The sequence below is a fragment of the Proteus sp. G2618 genome (assembly GCF_009915995.1).
Lineage (GTDB): Bacteria > Pseudomonadota > Gammaproteobacteria > Enterobacterales > Enterobacteriaceae > Proteus > Proteus terrae.
Window position 1 is genome coordinate 325,959 of sequence record NZ_JAABNI010000025.1, and the last position, 19,282, is coordinate 345,240.

General features: G+C 35.7%; 19 protein-coding genes. 9 read left to right on the plus strand and 10 right to left on the minus strand.

Annotation, left to right across the window (positions count from 1 at the left end; genetic code table 11):
- Positions 1 to 14: 14 nt before the first annotated feature.
- From glgX to GWJ01_RS16365, 3 genes are all read right to left on the minus strand, one after another.
- Positions 15 to 2,084 (minus strand): glycogen debranching protein GlgX, encoded by a 2,070-nt coding sequence (gene glgX / locus GWJ01_RS16355; protein ID WP_161711323.1) that lies wholly within the window; start codon positions 2,082 to 2,084, stop codon positions 15 to 17.
- 1 nt (position 2,085) lies between these two features.
- The gene (glgB, locus tag GWJ01_RS16360; protein WP_161711324.1) at positions 2,086 to 4,269 is read right to left on the minus strand and encodes a 1,4-alpha-glucan branching protein GlgB; all 2,184 of its coding nucleotides are present in this window, start codon (positions 4,267 to 4,269) and stop codon (positions 2,086 to 2,088) included.
- A 365-nt stretch (positions 4,270 to 4,634) separates the two neighbouring features.
- Positions 4,635 to 5,516 (minus strand): LysR substrate-binding domain-containing protein, encoded by an 882-nt coding sequence (locus tag GWJ01_RS16365; RefSeq protein ID WP_083629140.1) that lies wholly within the window; start codon positions 5,514 to 5,516, stop codon positions 4,635 to 4,637.
- A 144-nt stretch (positions 5,517 to 5,660) separates the two neighbouring features.
- Between GWJ01_RS16365 and GWJ01_RS16370 the strand changes: the two genes are divergently transcribed.
- Positions 5,661 to 6,386 (plus strand): sulfite exporter TauE/SafE family protein, encoded by a 726-nt coding sequence (locus GWJ01_RS16370; protein WP_311749057.1) that lies wholly within the window; start codon positions 5,661 to 5,663, stop codon positions 6,384 to 6,386.
- A gap of 29 nt (positions 6,387 to 6,415) precedes the next feature.
- On the opposite strand, the gene GWJ01_RS16375 is transcribed toward GWJ01_RS16370, so the two are convergent.
- Positions 6,416 to 7,033 carry a TetR/AcrR family transcriptional regulator gene (locus GWJ01_RS16375; protein ID WP_109402288.1) on the minus strand — a complete coding sequence of 206 codons (618 nt, stop codon included), beginning with the start codon at positions 7,031 to 7,033 and terminating at the stop codon, positions 6,416 to 6,418.
- Between the two features lie 85 nt (positions 7,034 to 7,118).
- Between GWJ01_RS16375 and GWJ01_RS16380 the strand changes: the two genes are divergently transcribed.
- Together GWJ01_RS16380 and GWJ01_RS16385 are read left to right on the plus strand one after the other, a co-directional pair.
- Positions 7,119 to 7,877, plus strand: a complete 759-nt coding sequence (locus GWJ01_RS16380; RefSeq protein ID WP_161711326.1) for a DJ-1/PfpI family protein — start codon at positions 7,119 to 7,121, stop codon at positions 7,875 to 7,877.
- Between the two features lie 81 nt (positions 7,878 to 7,958).
- The gene (locus GWJ01_RS16385; RefSeq protein ID WP_161711327.1) at positions 7,959 to 8,558 is read left to right on the plus strand and encodes a sugar O-acetyltransferase; all 600 of its coding nucleotides are present in this window, start codon (positions 7,959 to 7,961) and stop codon (positions 8,556 to 8,558) included.
- Positions 8,559 to 8,610: 52 nt separating this feature from the next.
- On the opposite strand, the gene GWJ01_RS16390 is transcribed toward GWJ01_RS16385, so the two are convergent.
- Entirely contained in the window at positions 8,611 to 9,378 is a 768-nt protein-coding gene (locus GWJ01_RS16390) for a GNAT family N-acetyltransferase (protein WP_075674316.1), read from the minus strand.
- 9 nt (positions 9,379 to 9,387) lie between these two features.
- Positions 9,388 to 9,855, minus strand: coding sequence for an FAD-binding oxidoreductase (locus tag GWJ01_RS18890; protein ID WP_109402285.1), 468 nt, complete (start codon positions 9,853 to 9,855; stop codon positions 9,388 to 9,390).
- Positions 9,856 to 10,360: 505 nt separating this feature from the next.
- On the opposite strand from GWJ01_RS18890, the gene leuE reads away from it, so the two are divergent.
- A complete protein-coding gene (gene leuE, locus GWJ01_RS16400) occupies positions 10,361 to 11,008 on the plus strand; it encodes a leucine efflux protein LeuE (protein ID WP_109393784.1) in 648 nt (215 codons plus the stop codon).
- 76 nt (positions 11,009 to 11,084) lie between these two features.
- Here leuE and GWJ01_RS16405 read toward each other — a convergent pair whose 3' ends face one another.
- Entirely contained in the window at positions 11,085 to 11,321 is a 237-nt protein-coding gene (locus GWJ01_RS16405) for a hypothetical protein (RefSeq protein ID WP_193528600.1), read from the minus strand.
- Positions 11,322 to 11,713: 392 nt separating this feature from the next.
- Between GWJ01_RS16405 and GWJ01_RS16410 the strand changes: the two genes are divergently transcribed.
- The 3 genes from GWJ01_RS16410 (at position 11,714) to yqfB (ending at position 13,630) form a co-directional block, all read left to right on the plus strand.
- Entirely contained in the window at positions 11,714 to 12,322 is a 609-nt protein-coding gene (locus tag GWJ01_RS16410) for a DNA-3-methyladenine glycosylase family protein (protein ID WP_109393783.1), read from the plus strand.
- Positions 12,323 to 12,399: 77 nt separating this feature from the next.
- Positions 12,400 to 13,248 (plus strand): bifunctional DNA-binding transcriptional regulator/O6-methylguanine-DNA methyltransferase Ada, encoded by an 849-nt coding sequence (ada, locus tag GWJ01_RS16415; RefSeq protein ID WP_109402284.1) that lies wholly within the window; start codon positions 12,400 to 12,402, stop codon positions 13,246 to 13,248.
- A 61-nt stretch (positions 13,249 to 13,309) separates the two neighbouring features.
- A complete protein-coding gene (gene yqfB, locus GWJ01_RS16420; RefSeq protein WP_161711328.1) occupies positions 13,310 to 13,630 on the plus strand; it encodes a N(4)-acetylcytidine aminohydrolase in 321 nt (106 codons plus the stop codon).
- Between the two features lie 58 nt (positions 13,631 to 13,688).
- Here the strand turns inward: yqfB and GWJ01_RS16425 are convergent, their stop codons facing one another.
- The 3 genes from GWJ01_RS16425 to GWJ01_RS16435 form a co-directional block, all read right to left on the minus strand.
- Positions 13,689 to 15,437, minus strand: a complete 1,749-nt coding sequence (locus GWJ01_RS16425; protein WP_161711329.1) for an ABC-F family ATP-binding cassette domain-containing protein — start codon at positions 15,435 to 15,437, stop codon at positions 13,689 to 13,691.
- Positions 15,438 to 15,809: 372 nt separating this feature from the next.
- The gene (locus tag GWJ01_RS16430) at positions 15,810 to 16,985 is read right to left on the minus strand and encodes an MFS transporter (RefSeq protein ID WP_109402282.1); all 1,176 of its coding nucleotides are present in this window, start codon (positions 16,983 to 16,985) and stop codon (positions 15,810 to 15,812) included.
- Between the two features lie 134 nt (positions 16,986 to 17,119).
- Positions 17,120 to 17,548 (minus strand): MerR family transcriptional regulator, encoded by a 429-nt coding sequence (locus GWJ01_RS16435; RefSeq protein ID WP_109402281.1) that lies wholly within the window; start codon positions 17,546 to 17,548, stop codon positions 17,120 to 17,122.
- A 202-nt stretch (positions 17,549 to 17,750) separates the two neighbouring features.
- Between GWJ01_RS16435 and ddlA the strand changes: the two genes are divergently transcribed.
- Both ddlA and GWJ01_RS16445 read left to right on the plus strand, forming a co-directional pair.
- Complete coding sequence (gene ddlA, locus GWJ01_RS16440) at positions 17,751 to 18,851, plus strand: D-alanine--D-alanine ligase (protein WP_109393777.1); 1,101 nt, start codon at positions 17,751 to 17,753, stop codon at positions 18,849 to 18,851.
- Between the two features lie 25 nt (positions 18,852 to 18,876).
- The gene (locus GWJ01_RS16445) at positions 18,877 to 19,263 is read left to right on the plus strand and encodes a VOC family protein (RefSeq protein ID WP_161711330.1); all 387 of its coding nucleotides are present in this window, start codon (positions 18,877 to 18,879) and stop codon (positions 19,261 to 19,263) included.
- The last annotated feature ends 19 nt before the right edge of the window (positions 19,264 to 19,282 follow it).

A 19,282-nucleotide genomic window follows, 5' to 3' on the forward strand; every position in this document is an offset into this window, starting at 1 on the left:
GCACTCCAATCAAATTACTTAACTTGGGAGGAAATAATGGGTAATTTTTCAGTAGAAGACTGAGTATAAAAAACGCTATTTCGCCAAAGGGTGATACTGTTAGGTTGTACTTCACAATGCTGAGATTGTGTTGGGTGACAATCAGGCCAGCTAGCCGTATCAAGCAAGCAAGACCAAGACCCTTCAGGTAAAGAAAAAATGGCGCTGTTTCTTAATGGGTTAAACATTAAGATCCATTGTTGCGCTAAAAGAAGTTGTAATGGTGAGGGGGGAAGTTGTTGCCAATCTTCATGACTCATAGGTTGAGCATTCTGATTGAACCAAATGACATTTTGGTTATCTTCTTCCCACCATTTAAGCGAACTTAAAGGTGTAATTTGGTGACGTAATTCAATAAGGTGGCGGATGTAATCAGTTAAGTTGTAAGGCTGTTGAAACCATTTGATCCAACTGACTTTATTATCCTGACAATAAGCGTTGTTATTACCATATTGCGTATTACCCACTTCATCACCGGCGAGTAAATGAGGTGTTCCTCTAGAAAGCAGTAGCGTTGCCAGCATGTTCCTTATTGCAAGCAATCTGTATTGATTTATTTTTTCGTCAACTATCAAACCTTCTTCACCAAAATTCACACTGTAATTGGTGTTATGTCCATCTAGGTTTGATTCTCCATTTTCCTCGTTATGTTTATTCTGATAACTCACTAAATCCCGTAGTGTAAAGCCGTCGTGGCTAGTTATCATATTGACGCTAGAATAGGGGGGTCTGCCATTTTTGTGATACAGCTTTGCTGAGCCTGTAATATTGTCTGCAAATGTCGCAATAGAGACATCACGCCATAACCAAAAACGACGAATAACATCACGATAACTATCATTCCATTCTGTAAATGGAACAGGAAAATTACCGACTTGATAACCATCAGAGCCTAAGTCCCAAGGCTCTGCAATAAGTTTAATGCGTGACAATAGCGGATCTTGTCGAATAGCCGTCAATAGAGGTGATTGAGTATCAAAATAGGGAACCCGGCCAAGACTTGTCGCCAAATCAAAACGAAAACCATCAATATGAAATTCTGTCACCCAATAACGCAGGCAATCCATAACCCACTGCACCGTTTCTGGGCGACTTAAGTTGAGCGTATTACCACAACCCGTCCAATTTTGAGCTTTGTTTTCGTCGTTTAGCCAATAATAGCTTTGGTTATCAATACCACGTTGCGAAACAATATAGCCTTCGAATTGATCACTTAATTCCGCAGTATGGTTAAATACCACATCTAAAATTACTTCAATATTGGCTTTATGTAGGCATCTTACGGCTTCTCGAAATTCATCAATAATATTGCGACCTGAATTAGAATAATACTGAGTAGATAAAGCGAAAGGCGCTAATACGTTATAACCCCAATAGTTTTTTAAACCGATTTTATGAAGATGTGGCTCTGTTAAATGATATTGAACAGGCAATAATTCTAATGCCGTAATACCTAATTTTTTCAGATGTGAAATAAAAGCAGGGTGTCCTAATGCTGCATAAGTGCCCCGCAATTTCTCAGGTATTTCAGGATGCAGTATTGTCAGTCCTTTTACATGTCCTTCGTAAATAATGGTTTCTGACCACGGTGTATTTAAACGCTGATAAGTGCCTTTTTCTTTATAAGAATGACAAAAACAGCCACTATCATCTGTGATAACTGCTTTAGGTGTAATCGCACTATCATCATGCTCTAATGCATTAAAAACAGGGGAGGTGTAAGGTAATGTATTATCAACAATACCCGTCACCTGTTTTGCATAAGGATCTAATAATAGTTGCTGAGGTTGATAGAATAATCCTTGCTCTGGATCCCATTCACCTTCTACACGATAACCATAATGTAAACCTGGCCCTGCTCCGGGCAAATACCCATGCCAAATTGAGCCAGTTTTACCCGGTAATGGGTAGCGGATCTCTTTGCCTGCTTTATCAAACAGGCAAAGAATGACTTTAGTGGCATTTTCACTAAAGAGTGTAAAATTTACTCCATAGCCATCATAATGACTGCCCATAGGAAAAGGGCGACCATAGTCTAAAGACATATTAATCCTTCAATCTTAAATACAGCGTCGCAAGTGGGGGTAATGACAATGACAAAGAGTGAGGCTTGCCATTAAATGCACTTGCAGTTGTCTCTATTTCACCTAAATTTCCTACATTACTGCCGTTATAAAATTCAGAATCACTGTTGAGAATTTCTTGATAAGCACCGGCTTTATTTACACCGACAACGTAGTTGTGATGAACAACTGGAGTGAAATTACTGATAACAATAATTTCATTGCCTTGTGCATCTTTACGGCAAAAAGCAAAGACGGAGTTATCGTGATCATCAACGGTAAGCCACTCAAAGCCTTCACGTTCAAAATCACATTCATAAAGCGGGGCATTAGCTTGATAGGAAAGATTCAAATCTCGTACAAAGTGTTGAACACCTTGGTGCGGACTATTTGGCTCTTCAAGAAGATGCCAATCTAAGCTACTGTCGTGGTTCCATTCACGCCATTGTGCAAATTCACATCCCATAAATAGCAGTTTTTTGCCGGGATAAGCCCACATAAAGCCAAGATATGCACGTAAGTTGGCAAATTTTTGCCAATCATCGCCCACCATGCGACCAATTAACGAACCTTTACCATGCACAAATTCATCGTGAGAGAGAGGCAGAACAAAGTTTTCGTTATAGGCATAGAGCATGCCAAAGGTCATTTGGTTGTGATGATATTTACGATAGATAGGATCACGTTGCATATAAGCTAACGTGTCATGCATCCAACCCATATTCCATTTGTAATTAAAACCTAAACCACCATCATCAGGCGGTAATGTCACACCTGGAAAATCGGTAGACTCTTCTGCAATTGTGATAGTACCAGGGCAAGTTGTACCCAGTAATTTATTGGTATAACGAATAAAATCAATGGCTTCTAAATTCTCACGTCCACCATGCTTATTTGGGATCCATTCGCCTTCTTTTCGGCTGTAATCACGATAAAGCATTGAAGCAACAGCATCGAAACGGAAACCATCAAGCGCAAAATGCTCATGCCAATACAATAAATTACCAGAAAGGTAATTCAGTACTTCATTGCGCCCATAGTTATAAATCAAAGTATTCCAATCAGGATGAAAGCCTTCACGTCTATCTGCATATTCATAGAGTGATGTGCCATCAAAATTACGTAAACCGTAATCATCCTCAGGGAAATGACCAGGAACCCAATCTAATATGACTTTAATTTCTGCTTGATGCGCCGCTTCAATAAAGTCACGGAAATCCATAGGAGAGCCAAAGCGACGAGTTGGTGAATATAACCCTAACGGTTGATATCCCCATGAGCCATCAAAAGGATGCTCATTAATAGGGAGCAACTCAATATGAGTAAAGCCCATCTCTTTAACATATGGAATTAACTGTTCAGCTAATTCGCGGTAACTTAACCAGCTTTGATCGTCAGTATGTCTACGCCATGAACCTAGATGAACTTCATAAATAGACATAGGTGCATTGCGTTGATTCGCTTGCTGACGCGATAGTGGCATCGGTTTGATTGGGGGTAATGTATTGATAATTGACGCAGTTTCAGGGCGTATTTGTGTTTCAAAAGCATAAGGATCAGCTTTTAATCGACGTTCACCATTCGCATCAAGAATAGAATATTTATAGCAATCACCAAGATGAGCCTGTGGAAGGAAAAGCTCCCATATTCCACTTTCACGACGTAATCGCATTGGAAAACGTCTTTCATCCCAGAATGAAAAATCGCCTACAACGCTTACACTTTTTGCGTTGGGTGCCCATACAGCAAAAGTAATACCATCAATATCCCCCAGTTTTGTAGGGTGCGCTCCTAAACATTGGTAAGGGCGGGAGTGATGGCCTTGTGCTAAAAACCAAATATCCATTTCTTGCAATAAAATGCCAAATTGATAGGGATCATCAACGACACCTTGTACATTTTCCCACGTTACATTTAAACAGTAACTAAAACGACGTTTACGTCGAGGAATAGCGCCACAGAAAAAACCACTAGGATGCTTACGCTCTAGTGTTGCTACATTTCGACCGTTTTTTCTATCAATGACACTGACTGCAACTGCATCTGGTAAAAAAGCACGAACCTCTAAACCTGCCAACGTTTCATGCATACCAAGAAGTGCAAAAGGATCAGACTCATACCCATTAATTAGTTTTTCTATTGCTTTTTTTGTCACAGCTACAGACATCTTATCGTCCTTCGTTGTCAGCAAATAAATTAATAAATTTTATATATAAATATCAGCATAGAACGTTAATTTAAGTTAAACAATAAGTGTTTATAACAGATTATTTAAAATCAAAATAATTTTTATAAGTTAATGTACTTATTTTTTAATTTTAATTAATTGAATTTAAATGGGTTTGCTGGATAACACAGGGGAAGATCGCGAATTATTAAAACAGCACGATTAGTGTTTTTACTTGTTCACAAAAAGAAGGCTAACATTAGATATTTTTAATTAAATAACTAACAATTAGTTTTAAAAAGTGTAATTAATAAGATTAGAATCGCTATTTTTATGAAAAATAATCACTTATTTCATTAGTAAAATTAACTTTTCTGTTGGGTAAGCCATTGTTCAAAATCAAGATGTGTTTTGGTTTTTTGTACACCTATTGGCGTTAAAGCGTAATAACTCATCGGTGCAATTTGAATATTTGGAAATAAAACTTTTAAAATACCATTATTTATTTCATTCGATAAAATTGAAATAGGGCCAATACCAAGTCCTAATCCTTCAATAATAGCTTGCAGAGAAATATGAAAGTGATCAAAGCGATAATGACGCGAGAACGATCGCTGCGTATTGAGATGAGTTGCGTTTAACCATTGTTGCCAATGTCCGGGACGAGTAAGTGTATCGATAACAGGGCAGCCAAAAACATCTTCAGGCTCAGTGACACTGTAACGGTTTAAGAATTTTTCAGAAGCAATTAAACAATGTTTATCCTCTAAAAAAACAACAGATGAATACTCTTGTTGCTGAGGTTGAGGACGAATTATCAGATCATCATGACTAATCAAATGAAATCGCTCGCTATTTGCAGAGGCAATTTGGATATTTGCATTAGGATATTGAAGATAAAAATCCTCCATTCGGGGAATAAGCCATTTTAAACAAAGTGTTGTCGGAACACTGATATTTAAAATATCGTTTTTTCCGCCATTGCCATACCGAAAACCAATATCATTTAATTTATCAAAAACTTCACTTAATTCTTGCGCCAATGTCAATGCATAAGGGGTGGGTACTCGACGTAAACCTTGTTTATTAAATAAAGTGACGCCAAACCATTTTTCTATAACTTGGATATGACGACTAATTGCACCATGAGTGACACACAATGTTTGTGCGGCTTCTGTATAACTTTGACTATGGCAAGCAACTAAGAAAGCACGTAATGAAGGCAATGGAGGAAGATTTCTCATCATAATTTTCTCATTATAGTTTATGCATCATAAATAAATCGGGCTTTCTGATTAAAACTCACAATACCGTGACATTTTATCACAGGTAAAAATAAAGAAGGTAGGTATGATACAGCGTCTTTAACTTATTGAACTTAAAGGATGATAATGAGTTTTATCGCGGTTATTTTACTGGCAATATTTTCTGGTGTGATCAGTGGCGTTGTAGGTACGGGCTCTTCTATTTTATTAATCCCAGCGTTGACCTATGTTTTTGGTGCTAAAGAAGCTGTACCTATTATGGCGTTAGCTTCAGTGATGGGAAATTTATCGCGTATTTATTTATGGCGTCACAGCATTCGCTTTAAACCACTATTTTATTACCTATTACCGGGTATTCCTGCCGTGGTTCTTGGCGCTAACACATTATGGAGAATGCCGGAAAAATGGCTAAATATTGGTATGGGAATGTTCTTCATATTGATGATCCCTGTGATCCATTTATTACGCAAACATCAAATTAAAATGAAAACCTACCAAGTTATTATTGCTGGCGCGGTTATTGGCTATTTAACGGGGGTTGTATTTTCTACAGGACCATTAACTATTCCTATATTTTCTGCATATGGTCTGACATTAGGACCATTACTTGCGACGGAAGCTGCAGCTTCATTTGTTATTTATCTCACTAAAGCCTTAACTTTTAGCCAACTAGGTGCGGTTAATAGCTTTATCTTAATTAGTGGTGCATTAGTGGGAAGTGGTTTAACTGTAGGAAATTATCTAGGTAAAAAATTGGTATTAAAACTGACACCAAAACTTTTTCAATGGCTGTTAGATGCTATGCTGATTTTTGCTGGTGGCTCACTGCTTTTTAATGGCATTTATTCTTAATGAAAATGGCTGTATTAACAGCCTTTACTTTAGTTATTATCTGATAAAAAAGGTATTAATAAAGTTTGTGAAATATCAGCAAATGGCATCAATTCATTAACGGTGGCTCCCGCTCTTGCTCTCAAAGAAATTGAATGTAAAAGGGCAACTACACCCAATGCAATGGTGTGAACATCCGTTCCTTCTTTTAATTCACCTGCTTCTAACGCTTCTTGTAAGGCATCTTCAACTTGCTGAGTTTGCGCGTTAATGACTTGATTTAACATCATTCTTATTGCTGGATCTCCAACTTCAGTCACCGCTGTTGAAAGCACCATACAGCCTGTTAATCCTTCATTATCCGTATAAAAATGGATAGCTGAAGTCAGATAGCGTTTTATTCTTTCTGTCACTTTATCTTGAGCTGATTGTTTCTCAAGTTCATGCCGATAACGCGTGGAAGCAATATGATTAAAGCGCTCAATCGCTTTTTCATACAATGCCGCTTTATTGCCAAATGCAGCATAAAGACTCGGCTTATTCATTTGCGTTTCAATGACTAAGTCATCCATAGATGTTGCTGTAAATCCTTTACGCCAAAATAATGCCATTATTTTTTCAAGTGCAGCATCACTATCATAACGGCGAGGGCGACCTTTCTTTTGCATTTTGTACCATTTAGTAAGAAATATATTTACTCAGTATAAAACAAATGTCATTATTTTACTAATCAGTACAAAATAGGAAAATCAAATGAGTCATAATGAAATGCTGTATGGAAAGAATATGCCTTCAATCATTAAGCTTGTTGAAGAAGGGCGTGAGCAACAAGTCAAACCTCTTAGAGTTGGTATCTTTGTTTGTCCTGGCTTTATGCCTATGGATATTAATGGTGCTCAATCAGTATTTACTATTGCAAGTGCAGAAATTTATTTTATTTGGAAAAAGAAAGAGTTAGTTGAAGACTATATTGGCTGGCCGACAATGCCAACTATGACTTTTGAGGAGTGCCCAGACGATCTTGATGTATTAGTGGTTGGAATGGTGCCACCAGAGATTGTTGAGGATGAACAGACATTGGCATTTTTTGCCAAAATGGGTAATAAAACTCGTTATGTCATTGGTACATGTTATGGCTCTTTAGTTTTGGGTGCTGCTGGATTATTAAAAGGTAAGAGAGCAACCAGTAATTCCAATGTCGTTCCGATGTTACCGGATATGGGGGCCATCGCAGTAGAGGGAAGTGAGGTTGTTGTTGATGGCAATATTTATACCTCAGGGCCAGCAACTGGTTCATTCGACGCTTCATTATTAGTATTAGAACAACTGTTAGGTACCCCTTTTGCTCAATTAGTTGAATTAGCAATTGAGTATGATCCTCGTCCTCCTTTTGGTACAGGTTCACCTACTTTAGCAGGGCCAGAAATGACCGCTATTTCACAAAGCTTAACCGCTAATTTAAATGCTCAATTTCATCAAGCCGCACTTAATGGACTTAAAAAACACCGCTAATTTAAGTTAATTAACGTTAGAATAAGGAAATAAATATTGATGTTTACCTAAACTGTTTTATTTCAATTTCGGAGTATTACAATGACAGAATACGAAAAAATGGTATCAGGCAATCTTTATCATGCCAGTAAAGATGATAGTTTAGAACCTCTTAGAGTAAAAGCGCGTGAAATTATTTATGATTTTAATATGACGCGTCCTTCTGACGTTGAAAAGAGAAAGGCATATTTAAAACAGCTGTTAGGAAAAACAGGCAACAATTTTACTATTGAGCCACCATTTCATTGTGACTATGGCCAATTAATTGAAATTGGTGAAGTGTTTTACGCTAATTTTAATTTAACGATATTAGATTGTGCATCTGTGAAAATTGGACACAATGTGATGTGTGCGCCCAATGTCAGCATTTTAACTGCAACTCATCCGATTGATCCTGAAATACGCAGTAGTGAACTTGAATATGCATTACCTATTACTATCGGCAATTCGGTATGGTTAGGCGCAGGATGTATTATTTTACCAGGTGTAACTATTGGGGATAACTGCGTTATTGGTGCGGGTAGTGTAGTAACAAAATCTATTCCCGCTAATTGTGTTGCCGTTGGCAATCCTTGTCGTGTGATAAGACTAATTAGTGATAAGGATAAACAAGACGCTGAAAAAAGGCTTGGCCTTTATTAATATTTAAAAAATAGGCTCAAGAAACACGATGAGCCTATTCATACAATTGCTTTTATTCTTTAATAAAGCTGAGATAGTTAAAGAGCGATTTAAAGCCAAATTTACGGTATAGCGCTAAACCATCTGCTGATGCATCTAAGAAGCAACGTTCAACGCCTTGTTCGCGGCAAAACTCTAAAACATGCTTAATTAAATGTGTCGCATAGCCATTACCTTGATAGGCAATATCTGTCCCAATATCATCAAAACGCGCTAATTTATCATGTATTGTTAACGTTAATGAAGAAACTGGCTGACCATCAACTAATAACGCGTAATGGAAGATAGCTGCGCCATTATCTAATGCTTTCTGGTGATAACGAATATACTCATTAACAATCGTATCATCACTATCATCTCCCACTGGGAACGCCGTTTTTAATGGATGAGCCCACTGTTCAAGGTTGTAATTGGTTAAAATAATATCGCAAGGATTATTTTTATAAGAAGGGAATACTGCTTCAGATAATGTTAAATACATTGCGGTTGTCATACCATCACCGGTATAACCTGCATTTTTTATTATCTCTTCAAATTCAGGTAATAATGACTCAGGCAATACTAAAATATGATTTTTTTTCTGCGAAGTAAAAAGGGTACTGGCTTGCTGGAATGAGCCTTCTGTTGCGCCTTGGCGCAAATAAATAAAGTTAAAAATGGCAGCATCCATTGGTGTCATAAAGCAGTGAGTATGATCACCAATACGAATATTATTTTCACAAATTTCTGACCAAAAGGCTTTTTCTACTATTTTAAACTCTTTATACAGTTGTGCATCCATAATGGTTCTCTAGCTGAATCGTGATACGCGATAAGGCGTTAATAGAGGTTCCGCTTTTTTGTAAATAAGTTCTTGTGCAACTAATTCACATAATAAAGGTGACAATGTCACGGCAGCGTGCATAGTAACAAGATATAATCCCTGATAAGGAGATATTTCTCCAATAATTGGCATTTCATCTTTAGGCATAGGTCTTTCACCAACTGCAACCTGTTTTATTGTTAGTTTACCTGTTTGTGTAAAATTATCATAAAAAGTCGCTTGTGCATGACATGCAATACGCTCAGGGTGATGTTCATCACTATTATCAATGTAATCTTCAGCTGCAATAATCTCATTTTGAACAAAGTGGCGTAACTCCATTTCTTGTGTGGAGATGATGCAAGGTAAAAAAGGGCGTTCTGCATCTGTCGTTAGTTTGAGTAAAATACTTGGCGATGAGTATAAAGGTAAATCAATACCTTTTTCAGATAACAACGCTAAAGCACCAACACCTATAGAATAATGGTTTTGGTAAATATAATCTTTTTTATCCTCTCGCTTTTCGTGCTAATCAACTTACTAAATATGAATAAAAACACTTATTTTTCATAAAATTAATGAGTGAGACAGTTTTAATTTTAAAAGTAACATATCGTTCAAGATCACAAAAAGAACAATGAACCATAACATAAAACAAACAACAGGCAATTACATCTAAATTTAAAACATAATGCAGTTTATAATTCCATGAAAACTATATTTTTATAGATGTTAAGTTCGTATAAATTTTAATTTCAGCATCATACTATAACGCTCATTTAAACTGGTTTTTTAACCTGAAATTAAATTCAAAAAAAGACTTATAAACTGCTTTTTGCGCGCAAAAGTAGAGTAACTCACTTATCTTTGGTGTATATAAAGATTATTGTTTTACAATAAAATTATTATGGATATGATAGTTCACATATTCAGCATGTTATTTTTTAAAAAAAGGCGTCGTATGTTAGAAAGTATCGGTATTTCAAATATTTGGACATACCTTTTAGGCGTTATTTTTATTACTTTAGTACCAGGTCCAAACTCGATTTTCGTCCTTACTTCCAGTGCGAAGCATGGCGTAAAAGGGGGGTATAAAGCCGCTCTTGGTGTTTTTACGGGTGATGCATTATTAATCTTTTTGGCATTTTTGGGGGTTGCTTCATTAGTCAAGACTTCACCCGTCTTCTTTATTGTCATTAAATATGCTGGTGCTCTTTACTTAACCTATTTAGGGTTGAAAACGTTATATGCAACGTTTCAAAAGAAAAAAGAGACACCGGAGCAAGTAGCTGAAGTAACGGTAAAAGCAAAAGATGGCCTTTATGTTAAGGCGTTATTTTTGAGTATGCTAAACCCAAAAATGATCATTTTTTATGTTTCTTTCTTCATTCAGTTTATCGATCCTAAATATGAAAATGCGGGTGTTCCATTCTTTGTTTTAGGTGCGATTTTAGAGACATGCAGTATGCTTTATTTATCAGTTCTTATTTTTGGCGGTGTTGCTATTACTAACAAAGTAAAACATAACAAACGATTAGCATCATTATCAAATAGTTGTATAGGTGCTGTGTTCTTACTTTTTGGAGCCAAACTTGCTTTAACAGCATAAAAATATAGTTTTAGTTAAAAAGGTCACTAATAGTGACCTTTTTTGATCTCTCTAATTTACTAGAGAAAATATTTTATTATTTAATAATCACTTCTAATATTGAATTATATGTTTCTGTTTTAATAAATTTATTGATTTTTAAATCTGCTTTATCTAATAATTTAATAAACTCTTCTTCAGTACGCTCCCCTGATTCAGGAAACGCACTCACACAAAGAAGACCCATATATTTTGCAACGTCGGGAATATTTTTCTTAAAAACAATAGGTTCAATAATAAGTACTTTTGAATCTTTATTCGTCAGCAATCTCATTAATATTTTTAGGACCATCTTTTAATAAATCAGTAATTTTTAATTTAGCAACAACTCTTAACGCACCAGGTACGGTAAAACTCATTGATTTTTTCATTAAATCTAAATCTGCTGATTTGTTTTTTTAAATTCAAAGTATTATTTCTCATATTGAACCTTATAATTAAATGTAATTAACAATTAACCTAAGGAATCATTAAAACAAATAAATTATAGATGATTAATTTATTTTTATTATTTTTTTATTTAAAATAATTATTTTTAATAGACCCTATTTAATTGTTACTTTTTTATTAGAACTACATAAAGAAAAAAGCAAGAAATGGAGTGCATAACATCTCTATTTTCACGTTATACTAATTCTAATGTTTCCAGTTTATCTGAGTGAATTTATGTACTTCCAGTATGGTGAAAAAGAGATAAAGACCTTAAAGCAACGTGATAAACGTTTAGCTGCACTCATTGAAAGAATGGGTAACATTAAGCGTCCTCTTACTCCTGATTTATTTACAGCATTAGTTAAAAATATTATAGAGCAACAAATTTCGGTTTCTGCTGCTATAACCGTTAATCAGCGGTTGCTCAAATTATGTGATGGTATTTACACGCCTGAACGCATTGCAAAACTATCGGAGCAAGAGATACAACAGTGTGGCATGACAATGCGTAAAGCCGGTTATATTATCGGTATTGCTGAAGCCGTCATTTCAGGAAAATTAAATTTAAATAAAATCCCTGATATGACAGATAAAGAGGTTATTGATACTTTAATTCAATTAAAAGGTATTGGGGTTTGGACTGCCGAAATGTTATTAATTTCCTCACTTAATCGCCCAGATATTTTAAGTTGGGGAGATTTAGCTATTCAACGTGGGATCATGCGTCTTTATCGTCATAAAACATTAGATAAAACACGCTTCGAACGTTACCGAAAACGTTATTCACCTTATGGTTCTACCGCGTCTCTTTATCTATGGGCATTATCTAAAGAGATAGCGTAATTAAGCAATAAACGGAGTTTTTTGTTCATTATGTTTTTCAATAATAGCCATAATCCCGCATTCAAAGGACTACCATAATGGAAAATAAACATAATCAACTTATTGAGCAAGCTTGCCGTTTTATTGAAAAAAACAACGGTGATGTGTCGCTTACCTGCATTGCAGAGCATGTTATGGCAAGCCCGTACCATTTTCATCGCTTATTTAAATCAACGATGGGGATCACGCCAAAAGATTATGCTAATGCTTATCGCCAAAAATTAATAAAAAAAGCATTAGTACAAGATGGAAGTATTACAGATGCGATTTATCAATCAGGCTTCAATGCCAATAGCCGTTTCTATGAGAATGCAACAGCAATATTAGGAATGACGCCAACAAATTGGCGTACAGGTGGTAAGAATATTGCTATCTTTTTTGCTATTGCTCAGTGCTCTTTGGGCAGTATTCTGGTCGCGCAAAGTGAAAAGGGGATTTGCGCCATTATGTTAGGAGATGATGCCGCGCTGTTATTAGAAGACTTGCAAAAACAATTCCCTCTGGCTGAATTAATTGGCGCAAATGAAGAATTTGAGCAAGTTATAGCACAAGTCATCGGTTTTATTGAATTACCTAAACAACCCTTATCTTTACCTCTTGATATCCAAGGTACTGTATTTCAACAAAAAGTTTGGCGAGCATTATTAGATATTCCTTTTGGTAGCACAATAACTTACCAAGAAGTAGCAGACAAAATTGGAGCACCTAAGGCATATCGCGCAGTCGCTAATGCCTGTGCAGCTAATAAACTTGCAGTTGCTATTCCATGCCATCGTGTTATTCGACAAAATGGTGAATTATCAGGTTATCGTTGGGGGATTGAGCGTAAGGCTAAGTTGCTTCAGACGGAGGCATTAAATAATTCACCAACGGACAAAAAAGAATAAAAAGTAGTTATTGCATGATAAGATAATCAGCAAATTATTAATAAATTTATGAGTCAATATTATGTCGGCAGTACCAACAGAAATTACTTTTTTTGAACGTTTAATTCCTTCCATTCTTGAAGAAAAAAAAGTGATTACTATCCGAGATGAAAGTGAAAGTGATTACAAACCGGGAAGCATTGTTGAATTATTTGCTAATGAACGTCGTACTCATTATGGAAAATTGAAAATCATTGCGGTATCGCCATTACGTTATGATGATATCAATGAGTATCATGCACAACAAGAAGGTATGACACTTCCAGTTCTGAAAGCGCTTATCAAAGATATTTATCCGACAACACAATCTTTATATCTGATTGAATATCAGTTGGTAAAATAAGAACAGATAAAAAAGGATCACATTGTGATCCTTTTGCTTAAACAAAATCTTATCTATCTTAAATTAACTTAAGTAATTGCTTTAGTCGGTTAATTTCTAATTTCCATTGCGCCTGCAAAGCAGGTTTTTGGTGATTAGTTTTACGCGCTAAATCAGCCTCTAATTTCTCTTCTAGCTCAATTAACTTAAAGAGTTTTTCATCATCATCATGATGTGAAATCAATGGAGCTGATGGGATATCCTGCAAATTATTAAGTTTATCCATTAGCAAAGTTTCAGGCATTTCTTCTTCTGAAATAAGCTGATAAATGGCTTCAATATTATGATGTTCTGTTAAAACACCGTTATGAATATACCAAAAACGATTACAGCTATTTTCAATCAACTCCCTATCATGGCTAACTAGTAGAACACCACCAGGAAATTGACTAATTTGCTCAGCTAATGCCTTTTTACCTTCCATATCAATATGGTTTGTGGGTTCATCCAACATTAATAAAGAATAGTTTGCTAAACTCAAACCAACGAATAATAAACGCGCTCGTTCACCACCGCTTAAAGTACTCACTTTCTGCCCATGACGCGTATAAACAAAGCCAGCACTAATAAGTGCCATTTTTCTCTGTTCATCCGTTAATGGTGCAAACGGTTTTAATGCATCAGAAAGGGTATCATTATCAATTAATTGCGCAATTTTTTGATCGTAATAACCCAATTCAACTCGGGGGTGTAGCTTTATTTCATTTTGTTCACTTATTTCAGCTAAACTTAGTGACCAAATCATCTTTAATAATGATGATTTGCCTGTTCCATTGGCACCAATTATTGCTACTCGATCACCACTTTTTATACGCTGATTTTCAACAGTGTATAAAATAGGTGCATTTTCAGCAGGAATAACAGCGAGTTGATTTAATTCACAGAGCCTATCAGCCCGTAATGCCGTACCGGAAAACTGCAATACCCATTGATTTCCAGCCGTCACTTCAGTTTGTTCATCTTTTAAACGAACAATATGTTTTTCCATCTGTTTGGCTTTACGAGATAAATTTTCGTTATCATAAACGTGCCCCCATATTGCGAGTTGCTTCGCACTTTGGGCTATTCTATCTATCTCTTTTTGTTGCGCATCATGACGATGCTGTGCACTGATATCTTGCTCTTCTTGTGCAACTCGAGCTTGAGAGCAGGGTAACCGAAAGATAGATAGCGATTTATCACGAATGATCCATGTACAATTCGTCACGTTGTCTAATAACGTATTATCATGTGAAACCAGAATGAAGCTACCACGCCACTGTTTTAAAAATGTTTCCAACCATAAAATAGTGGGTAAATCGAGATGGTTACTTGGTTCATCAAGCAATAATAAATCAGGCTCAATAATTAACGCTCTCGCTAATAATAAACGAGTGTGTTGACCACCACTTAGTTGCGAAACGAGTAGATCTTTTTCGTGAAGTTTAAATCCCATTTCACTTAGCAATAATTCAGCTCGCCAACCTTCAGATAATCTGTATTCTTCTGATAATTTATGAAGTACAGCATCCATTAAAGTCATTGACTGTAATTCAGCGGGTAAGTGCTGTTCTATATATGCCATAACCGTTTGATTAGCGACAGAAATAGCACCTGAACTTGGTGATAATTGATATGAAAGTAATTTTAATAAAGTACTTTTCCCACAACCGTTATAACCAATTAGACCAATCTTCTCACCTTTAATCAGTGCTAAAGAAATATCGTTTAATAATAAACCGTGATTATTATGGAAAGACAGATTTTGTGTAGATAATAATGTGCTCATAGCTTACTCATTTTTTAGGCATAATGATGCCTTGGGTAATATCAAGCGATAACCCTGTAAGCTGAGGAGAGGTAATAGTTAACGTCGCTCAGGCAGGTTAACGCAGTAAAATACTGTGAGAGCCTGAGCTGTGGCGATTACCAAAGAAGTGTGAGTATTCAATAAGATCACACAAAAGCATAATTAGCCTCCTTCTCTAAGTTTAAAAGTTAATCGGTAATGTAATTCTATCAAGATAAATTTCCGATATGCAATCCTGTAAGAAAAACAAAAGGTGTCATTTTGTGTGAAAGCCCGCCATTTAAGCGGACTTAAAATAATTATGAACAAATAGAGAATACATTTTATTTGTCATAAATCTATAAGACTTCTCTATTGTGCCGAAACAGGTAAATGCTTCCGCAGTTTAATTGCTGTCAACAACACTCCCGTTGCAACAGTAATACCAACAATATTAGTGAGTTGCCAACCTATTAAATAGAAAGCAACACCACCAGTAATACTTCCTAATGCTCCCAAAAAGAAAATCAAAAAGTCATTTGTACCTTGTACTTTTGCTCTCTCGTGAGATAGATATGTTTTAGATAGCAAATGTGTAGAACTAATTAAATTCAAATTCCATGAAATACCAATTAAAACAAAGCTAATAAGGTAATGATAAAAACTGTTACCTTGTAAGTTGATACTTAACGCAATAATTAATAATAATATTGCAGTGAAAAAGAATATTTTAATCCCAAATCGATGAATAAGTTGTCCAGTAATAAAAGAGGGTGCGAACATACCCAAAATATGGCATTGGAACACAAAAGCAATTGTGGCAAATTCAAAACCATTTTGCTTCATAGAAAGTGGAATGGCACCAACCATATACACAACAACTCCATAGCCTAATGCGCTAACAATAGTTACTAAAAACAATAATGGTTGGCTATATAATTGATGATAACTTCTTGGTTTTTCATCAAATTCAGTTTTTGTTTTTATGCTCTTTTTTAGTGGGATTTTTAACAATAATCCAAATGCTAAAATATAAATGACGCTCAGAGCTGAAAATGGCCCAATAAACGGATAATCTGTAAAAAGTTGTCGTGTTGCAACGGCTAAAGTTGGCCCAATAATAGCCGCAACAATACCGCCACTCATGACCAAGCCAATAGCTTTTGCATGCATATTAATGGGTGTTTCTTCAAGCACAGCAAAACGATATTGTTGTGCTGTACCAATAGCGATTCCCGTAAAATAAGTACCGAAAGAAAAAAGCACTAAATTCTGATAATAGATACCTACAATAGATAATAATGCTCCAATTAACCCTCCGATATTACCAATAATAAAACCAGCTTTACGTGAGTATTTCATCATAAAGTGAGCCATTGGAATGGTTGCTGAAATTATTCCAATATATTGGCTTAATAAGGGAACCGTTGAATAAATAGGATCTTTGGCTAATTGTTCACCGACAAGAACAGCAACAGAAAGTACTAATGCATTTCCCGTTGTGAAAAGAGCCAAAGAAAATGCCAGCCACCATACTGATTTAGGCATAGAGATCTCCACTGATGCGATAACTAGATTTAAGAGATACGCATCTTACAACTTGAAGTTAACTTCAAGTCAATAGAGGAATAAATATACTGCAACTGACTAATATTTAATAAAATGTGATAGGAAGGAAATGATTATTCTTTTTTACTCATTCTCTTTTTCAGGCTTAAGGCTAAGATCTTTTGAAAGCGACTGCACTGAAAATGATTCTCTTCGGGACATACTTGAATATGTTCTAACCCCTTTTTAAGACGTTTAAGTTCATTGATTTTATTATCAATCTCTTCAATCTTTAGGTGAACAATATTTCTATCTATTGTTGGTATTCTTTGGTTGATGCTAAGTTGGGCTATCTCATCTAAAGAAAAATGGGCTTGTTGTGCTAAAGAAATTAACGCTAAACGACTCAGAACATCACGATGATATACACGCTTAATTCCTTTGCGTCCTATCGAATTAATAAGTCCTTTTTTCTCATAATAACGGATTGCTGAAGAGGCAATACCCGTTGCTTTTACAACCTCAGTAATATCCATTTCAATCGGTTGTTTTACATCAACCATGGTGTCTACCTTATGCCAATAGAATTGTTATCGTTATTGAGTCGTTATATCTTGAAATAGTGACGTTTTAACACTCTAAATCATAGAATTTCATCATTTTATCGTAATTTTTCGCAGATAAGAACTATCTACCTACATTGGGGGTTTTTATCATGATATATTGCTACCTATTCGCTATAGCTGTCCTATAAAAGGTTAGAAAATGAGTAAATTAAGAGTCGCTATTATTTTTGGTGGTAAATCCACAGAACATCAAGTTTCATTACAGTCAGCAAAAAATATTATTAATGAATTAGATCGAACGAAATTCGACCTTTGCTTAATCGGTATTAATGAACAAGGTCAGTGGCATGAATATTCAGAAACTGACTATTTACTAAATAGCGATAATCCTAAAACCATTTCATTAAGTAAACCTTTAAGAGCAGTTGCTATTATTCCTGGTAGTGTAAAAGGCCAATTTATTTCACTTGAAGATGGTCAAGCATTACCTCAAATCGATGTTGTATTCCCAATTGTTCATGGTGCGTACGGGGAAGATGGTACACTCCAAGGCTTATTACATATGATTGATATGCCTTATGTAGGGCCAAATATCATGAGTTCGGCAGCTTGTATGGACAAAGATATTACTAAACGTCTGCTTGATGGTGCAGGATTAGCTATTGCTCCATTTATTACTATTATGGCGCATCAAGTTAATGACATTCCTTACAACGAAATGGTTCGTCAATTAGGACTTCCTTTATTTATTAAGCCAGCGAACTTAGGTTCTTCTGTAGGAATTAGCAAAGTTAATAATGAAGAAGAGTTTAACGCGGCATTAGAAATGGCCTTTGAATACGATCTTAAAGTGATTGTTGAAAGTGCAATTGTGGGTCGTGAAATAGAGTGCGCTGTTTTAGGTAATGAAGCTCCCGAAGTTAGCCCTTGTGGCGAAATCGTATTAAACGATGCTTTCTATGCTTATAACACAAAATATATTGATGAAGATGGTGCTAAAGTCGTTGTTCCGGCAATAATGGATGAAAATACGAGTTCGCATATTCGTCAAGTTGCTTTAAAAGCATACCGTGTTCTTAATTGCTTAGGTATGGCTCGTGTTGATGTGTTCTTAACACAAGATAATCGTGTTGTGATTAATGAAATAAATACACTACCTGGTTTTACTAATATCAGCATGTATCCAAAATTATGGCAAAGTGCAGGTTTAGGCTATCAATCATTAATTACTAAATTAATTGAGTTAGCACTAGATCACCATAGAAAGACGGCAGTTTTAAAAACAAAGTGTGAGCTTTAATTCATATATAAAAAGTGAGAGCCTGATGAAAATTACACACCTTGACCATCTGGTATTAACTGTTGCTGATATTCAGATAACCTGTGATTTTTATCACCGTGTATTAGGCTTTAACGTTATTACGTTTAAAGAAGGGCGCAAAGCTCTCACTTTTGGTTCTCAAAAAATAAATCTTCATCAAGTGGGAAAAGAGTTTCTTCCCAAAGCGGCAAAACCAACCGCAGGTTCGGCTGATTTATGTTTTCTAACACAAACACCATTATTAGAGATTATTGAGCATTTAAATCAACAGGGTGTAAAAATAGAAGAAGGGCCCGTTCCTAGAACGGGTGCAACTGGCGCAATTATGTCGGTTTATTTTCGTGATCCTGATAATAACTTGCTCGAAGTTGCCAATTTAATTGAAGAGTAAAACACGCTAAATATGATTG

Excerpts from the sequence above, each read along its gene's own strand:
- glgX (WP_161711323.1), bottom strand. The coding sequence starts at position 2,084 with ATGTCTTTAGACTATGGTCGCCCTTTTCCTATGGGCAGTCATTATGAT.
- glgB (WP_161711324.1), bottom strand. The coding sequence starts at position 4,269 with ATGTCTGTAGCTGTGACAAAAAAAGCAATAGAAAAACTAATTAATGGG.
- GWJ01_RS16365 (WP_083629140.1), bottom strand. The coding sequence starts at position 5,516 with ATGATGAGAAATCTTCCTCCATTGCCTTCATTACGTGCTTTCTTAGTT.
- GWJ01_RS16370 (WP_311749057.1), top strand. The coding sequence starts at position 5,661 with ATGAGTTTTATCGCGGTTATTTTACTGGCAATATTTTCTGGTGTGATC.
- GWJ01_RS16375 (WP_109402288.1), bottom strand. The coding sequence starts at position 7,033 with ATGCAAAAGAAAGGTCGCCCTCGCCGTTATGATAGTGATGCTGCACTT.
- GWJ01_RS16380 (WP_161711326.1), top strand. The coding sequence starts at position 7,119 with ATGAGTCATAATGAAATGCTGTATGGAAAGAATATGCCTTCAATCATT.
- GWJ01_RS16385 (WP_161711327.1), top strand. The coding sequence starts at position 7,959 with ATGACAGAATACGAAAAAATGGTATCAGGCAATCTTTATCATGCCAGT.
- GWJ01_RS16390 (WP_075674316.1), bottom strand. The coding sequence starts at position 9,378 with ATGGATGCACAACTGTATAAAGAGTTTAAAATAGTAGAAAAAGCCTTT.
- leuE (WP_109393784.1), top strand. The coding sequence starts at position 10,361 with ATGTTAGAAAGTATCGGTATTTCAAATATTTGGACATACCTTTTAGGC.
- GWJ01_RS16405 (WP_193528600.1), bottom strand. The coding sequence starts at position 11,321 with ATGAGATTGCTGACGAATAAAGATTCAAAAGTACTTATTATTGAACCT.
- GWJ01_RS16410 (WP_109393783.1), top strand. The coding sequence starts at position 11,714 with ATGTACTTCCAGTATGGTGAAAAAGAGATAAAGACCTTAAAGCAACGT.
- ada (WP_109402284.1), top strand. The coding sequence starts at position 12,400 with ATGGAAAATAAACATAATCAACTTATTGAGCAAGCTTGCCGTTTTATT.
- yqfB (WP_161711328.1), top strand. The coding sequence starts at position 13,310 with ATGTCGGCAGTACCAACAGAAATTACTTTTTTTGAACGTTTAATTCCT.
- GWJ01_RS16425 (WP_161711329.1), bottom strand. The coding sequence starts at position 15,437 with ATGAGCACATTATTATCTACACAAAATCTGTCTTTCCATAATAATCAC.
- GWJ01_RS16430 (WP_109402282.1), bottom strand. The coding sequence starts at position 16,985 with ATGCCTAAATCAGTATGGTGGCTGGCATTTTCTTTGGCTCTTTTCACA.
- GWJ01_RS16435 (WP_109402281.1), bottom strand. The coding sequence starts at position 17,548 with ATGGTTGATGTAAAACAACCGATTGAAATGGATATTACTGAGGTTGTA.
- ddlA (WP_109393777.1), top strand. The coding sequence starts at position 17,751 with ATGAGTAAATTAAGAGTCGCTATTATTTTTGGTGGTAAATCCACAGAA.
- GWJ01_RS16445 (WP_161711330.1), top strand. The coding sequence starts at position 18,877 with ATGAAAATTACACACCTTGACCATCTGGTATTAACTGTTGCTGATATT.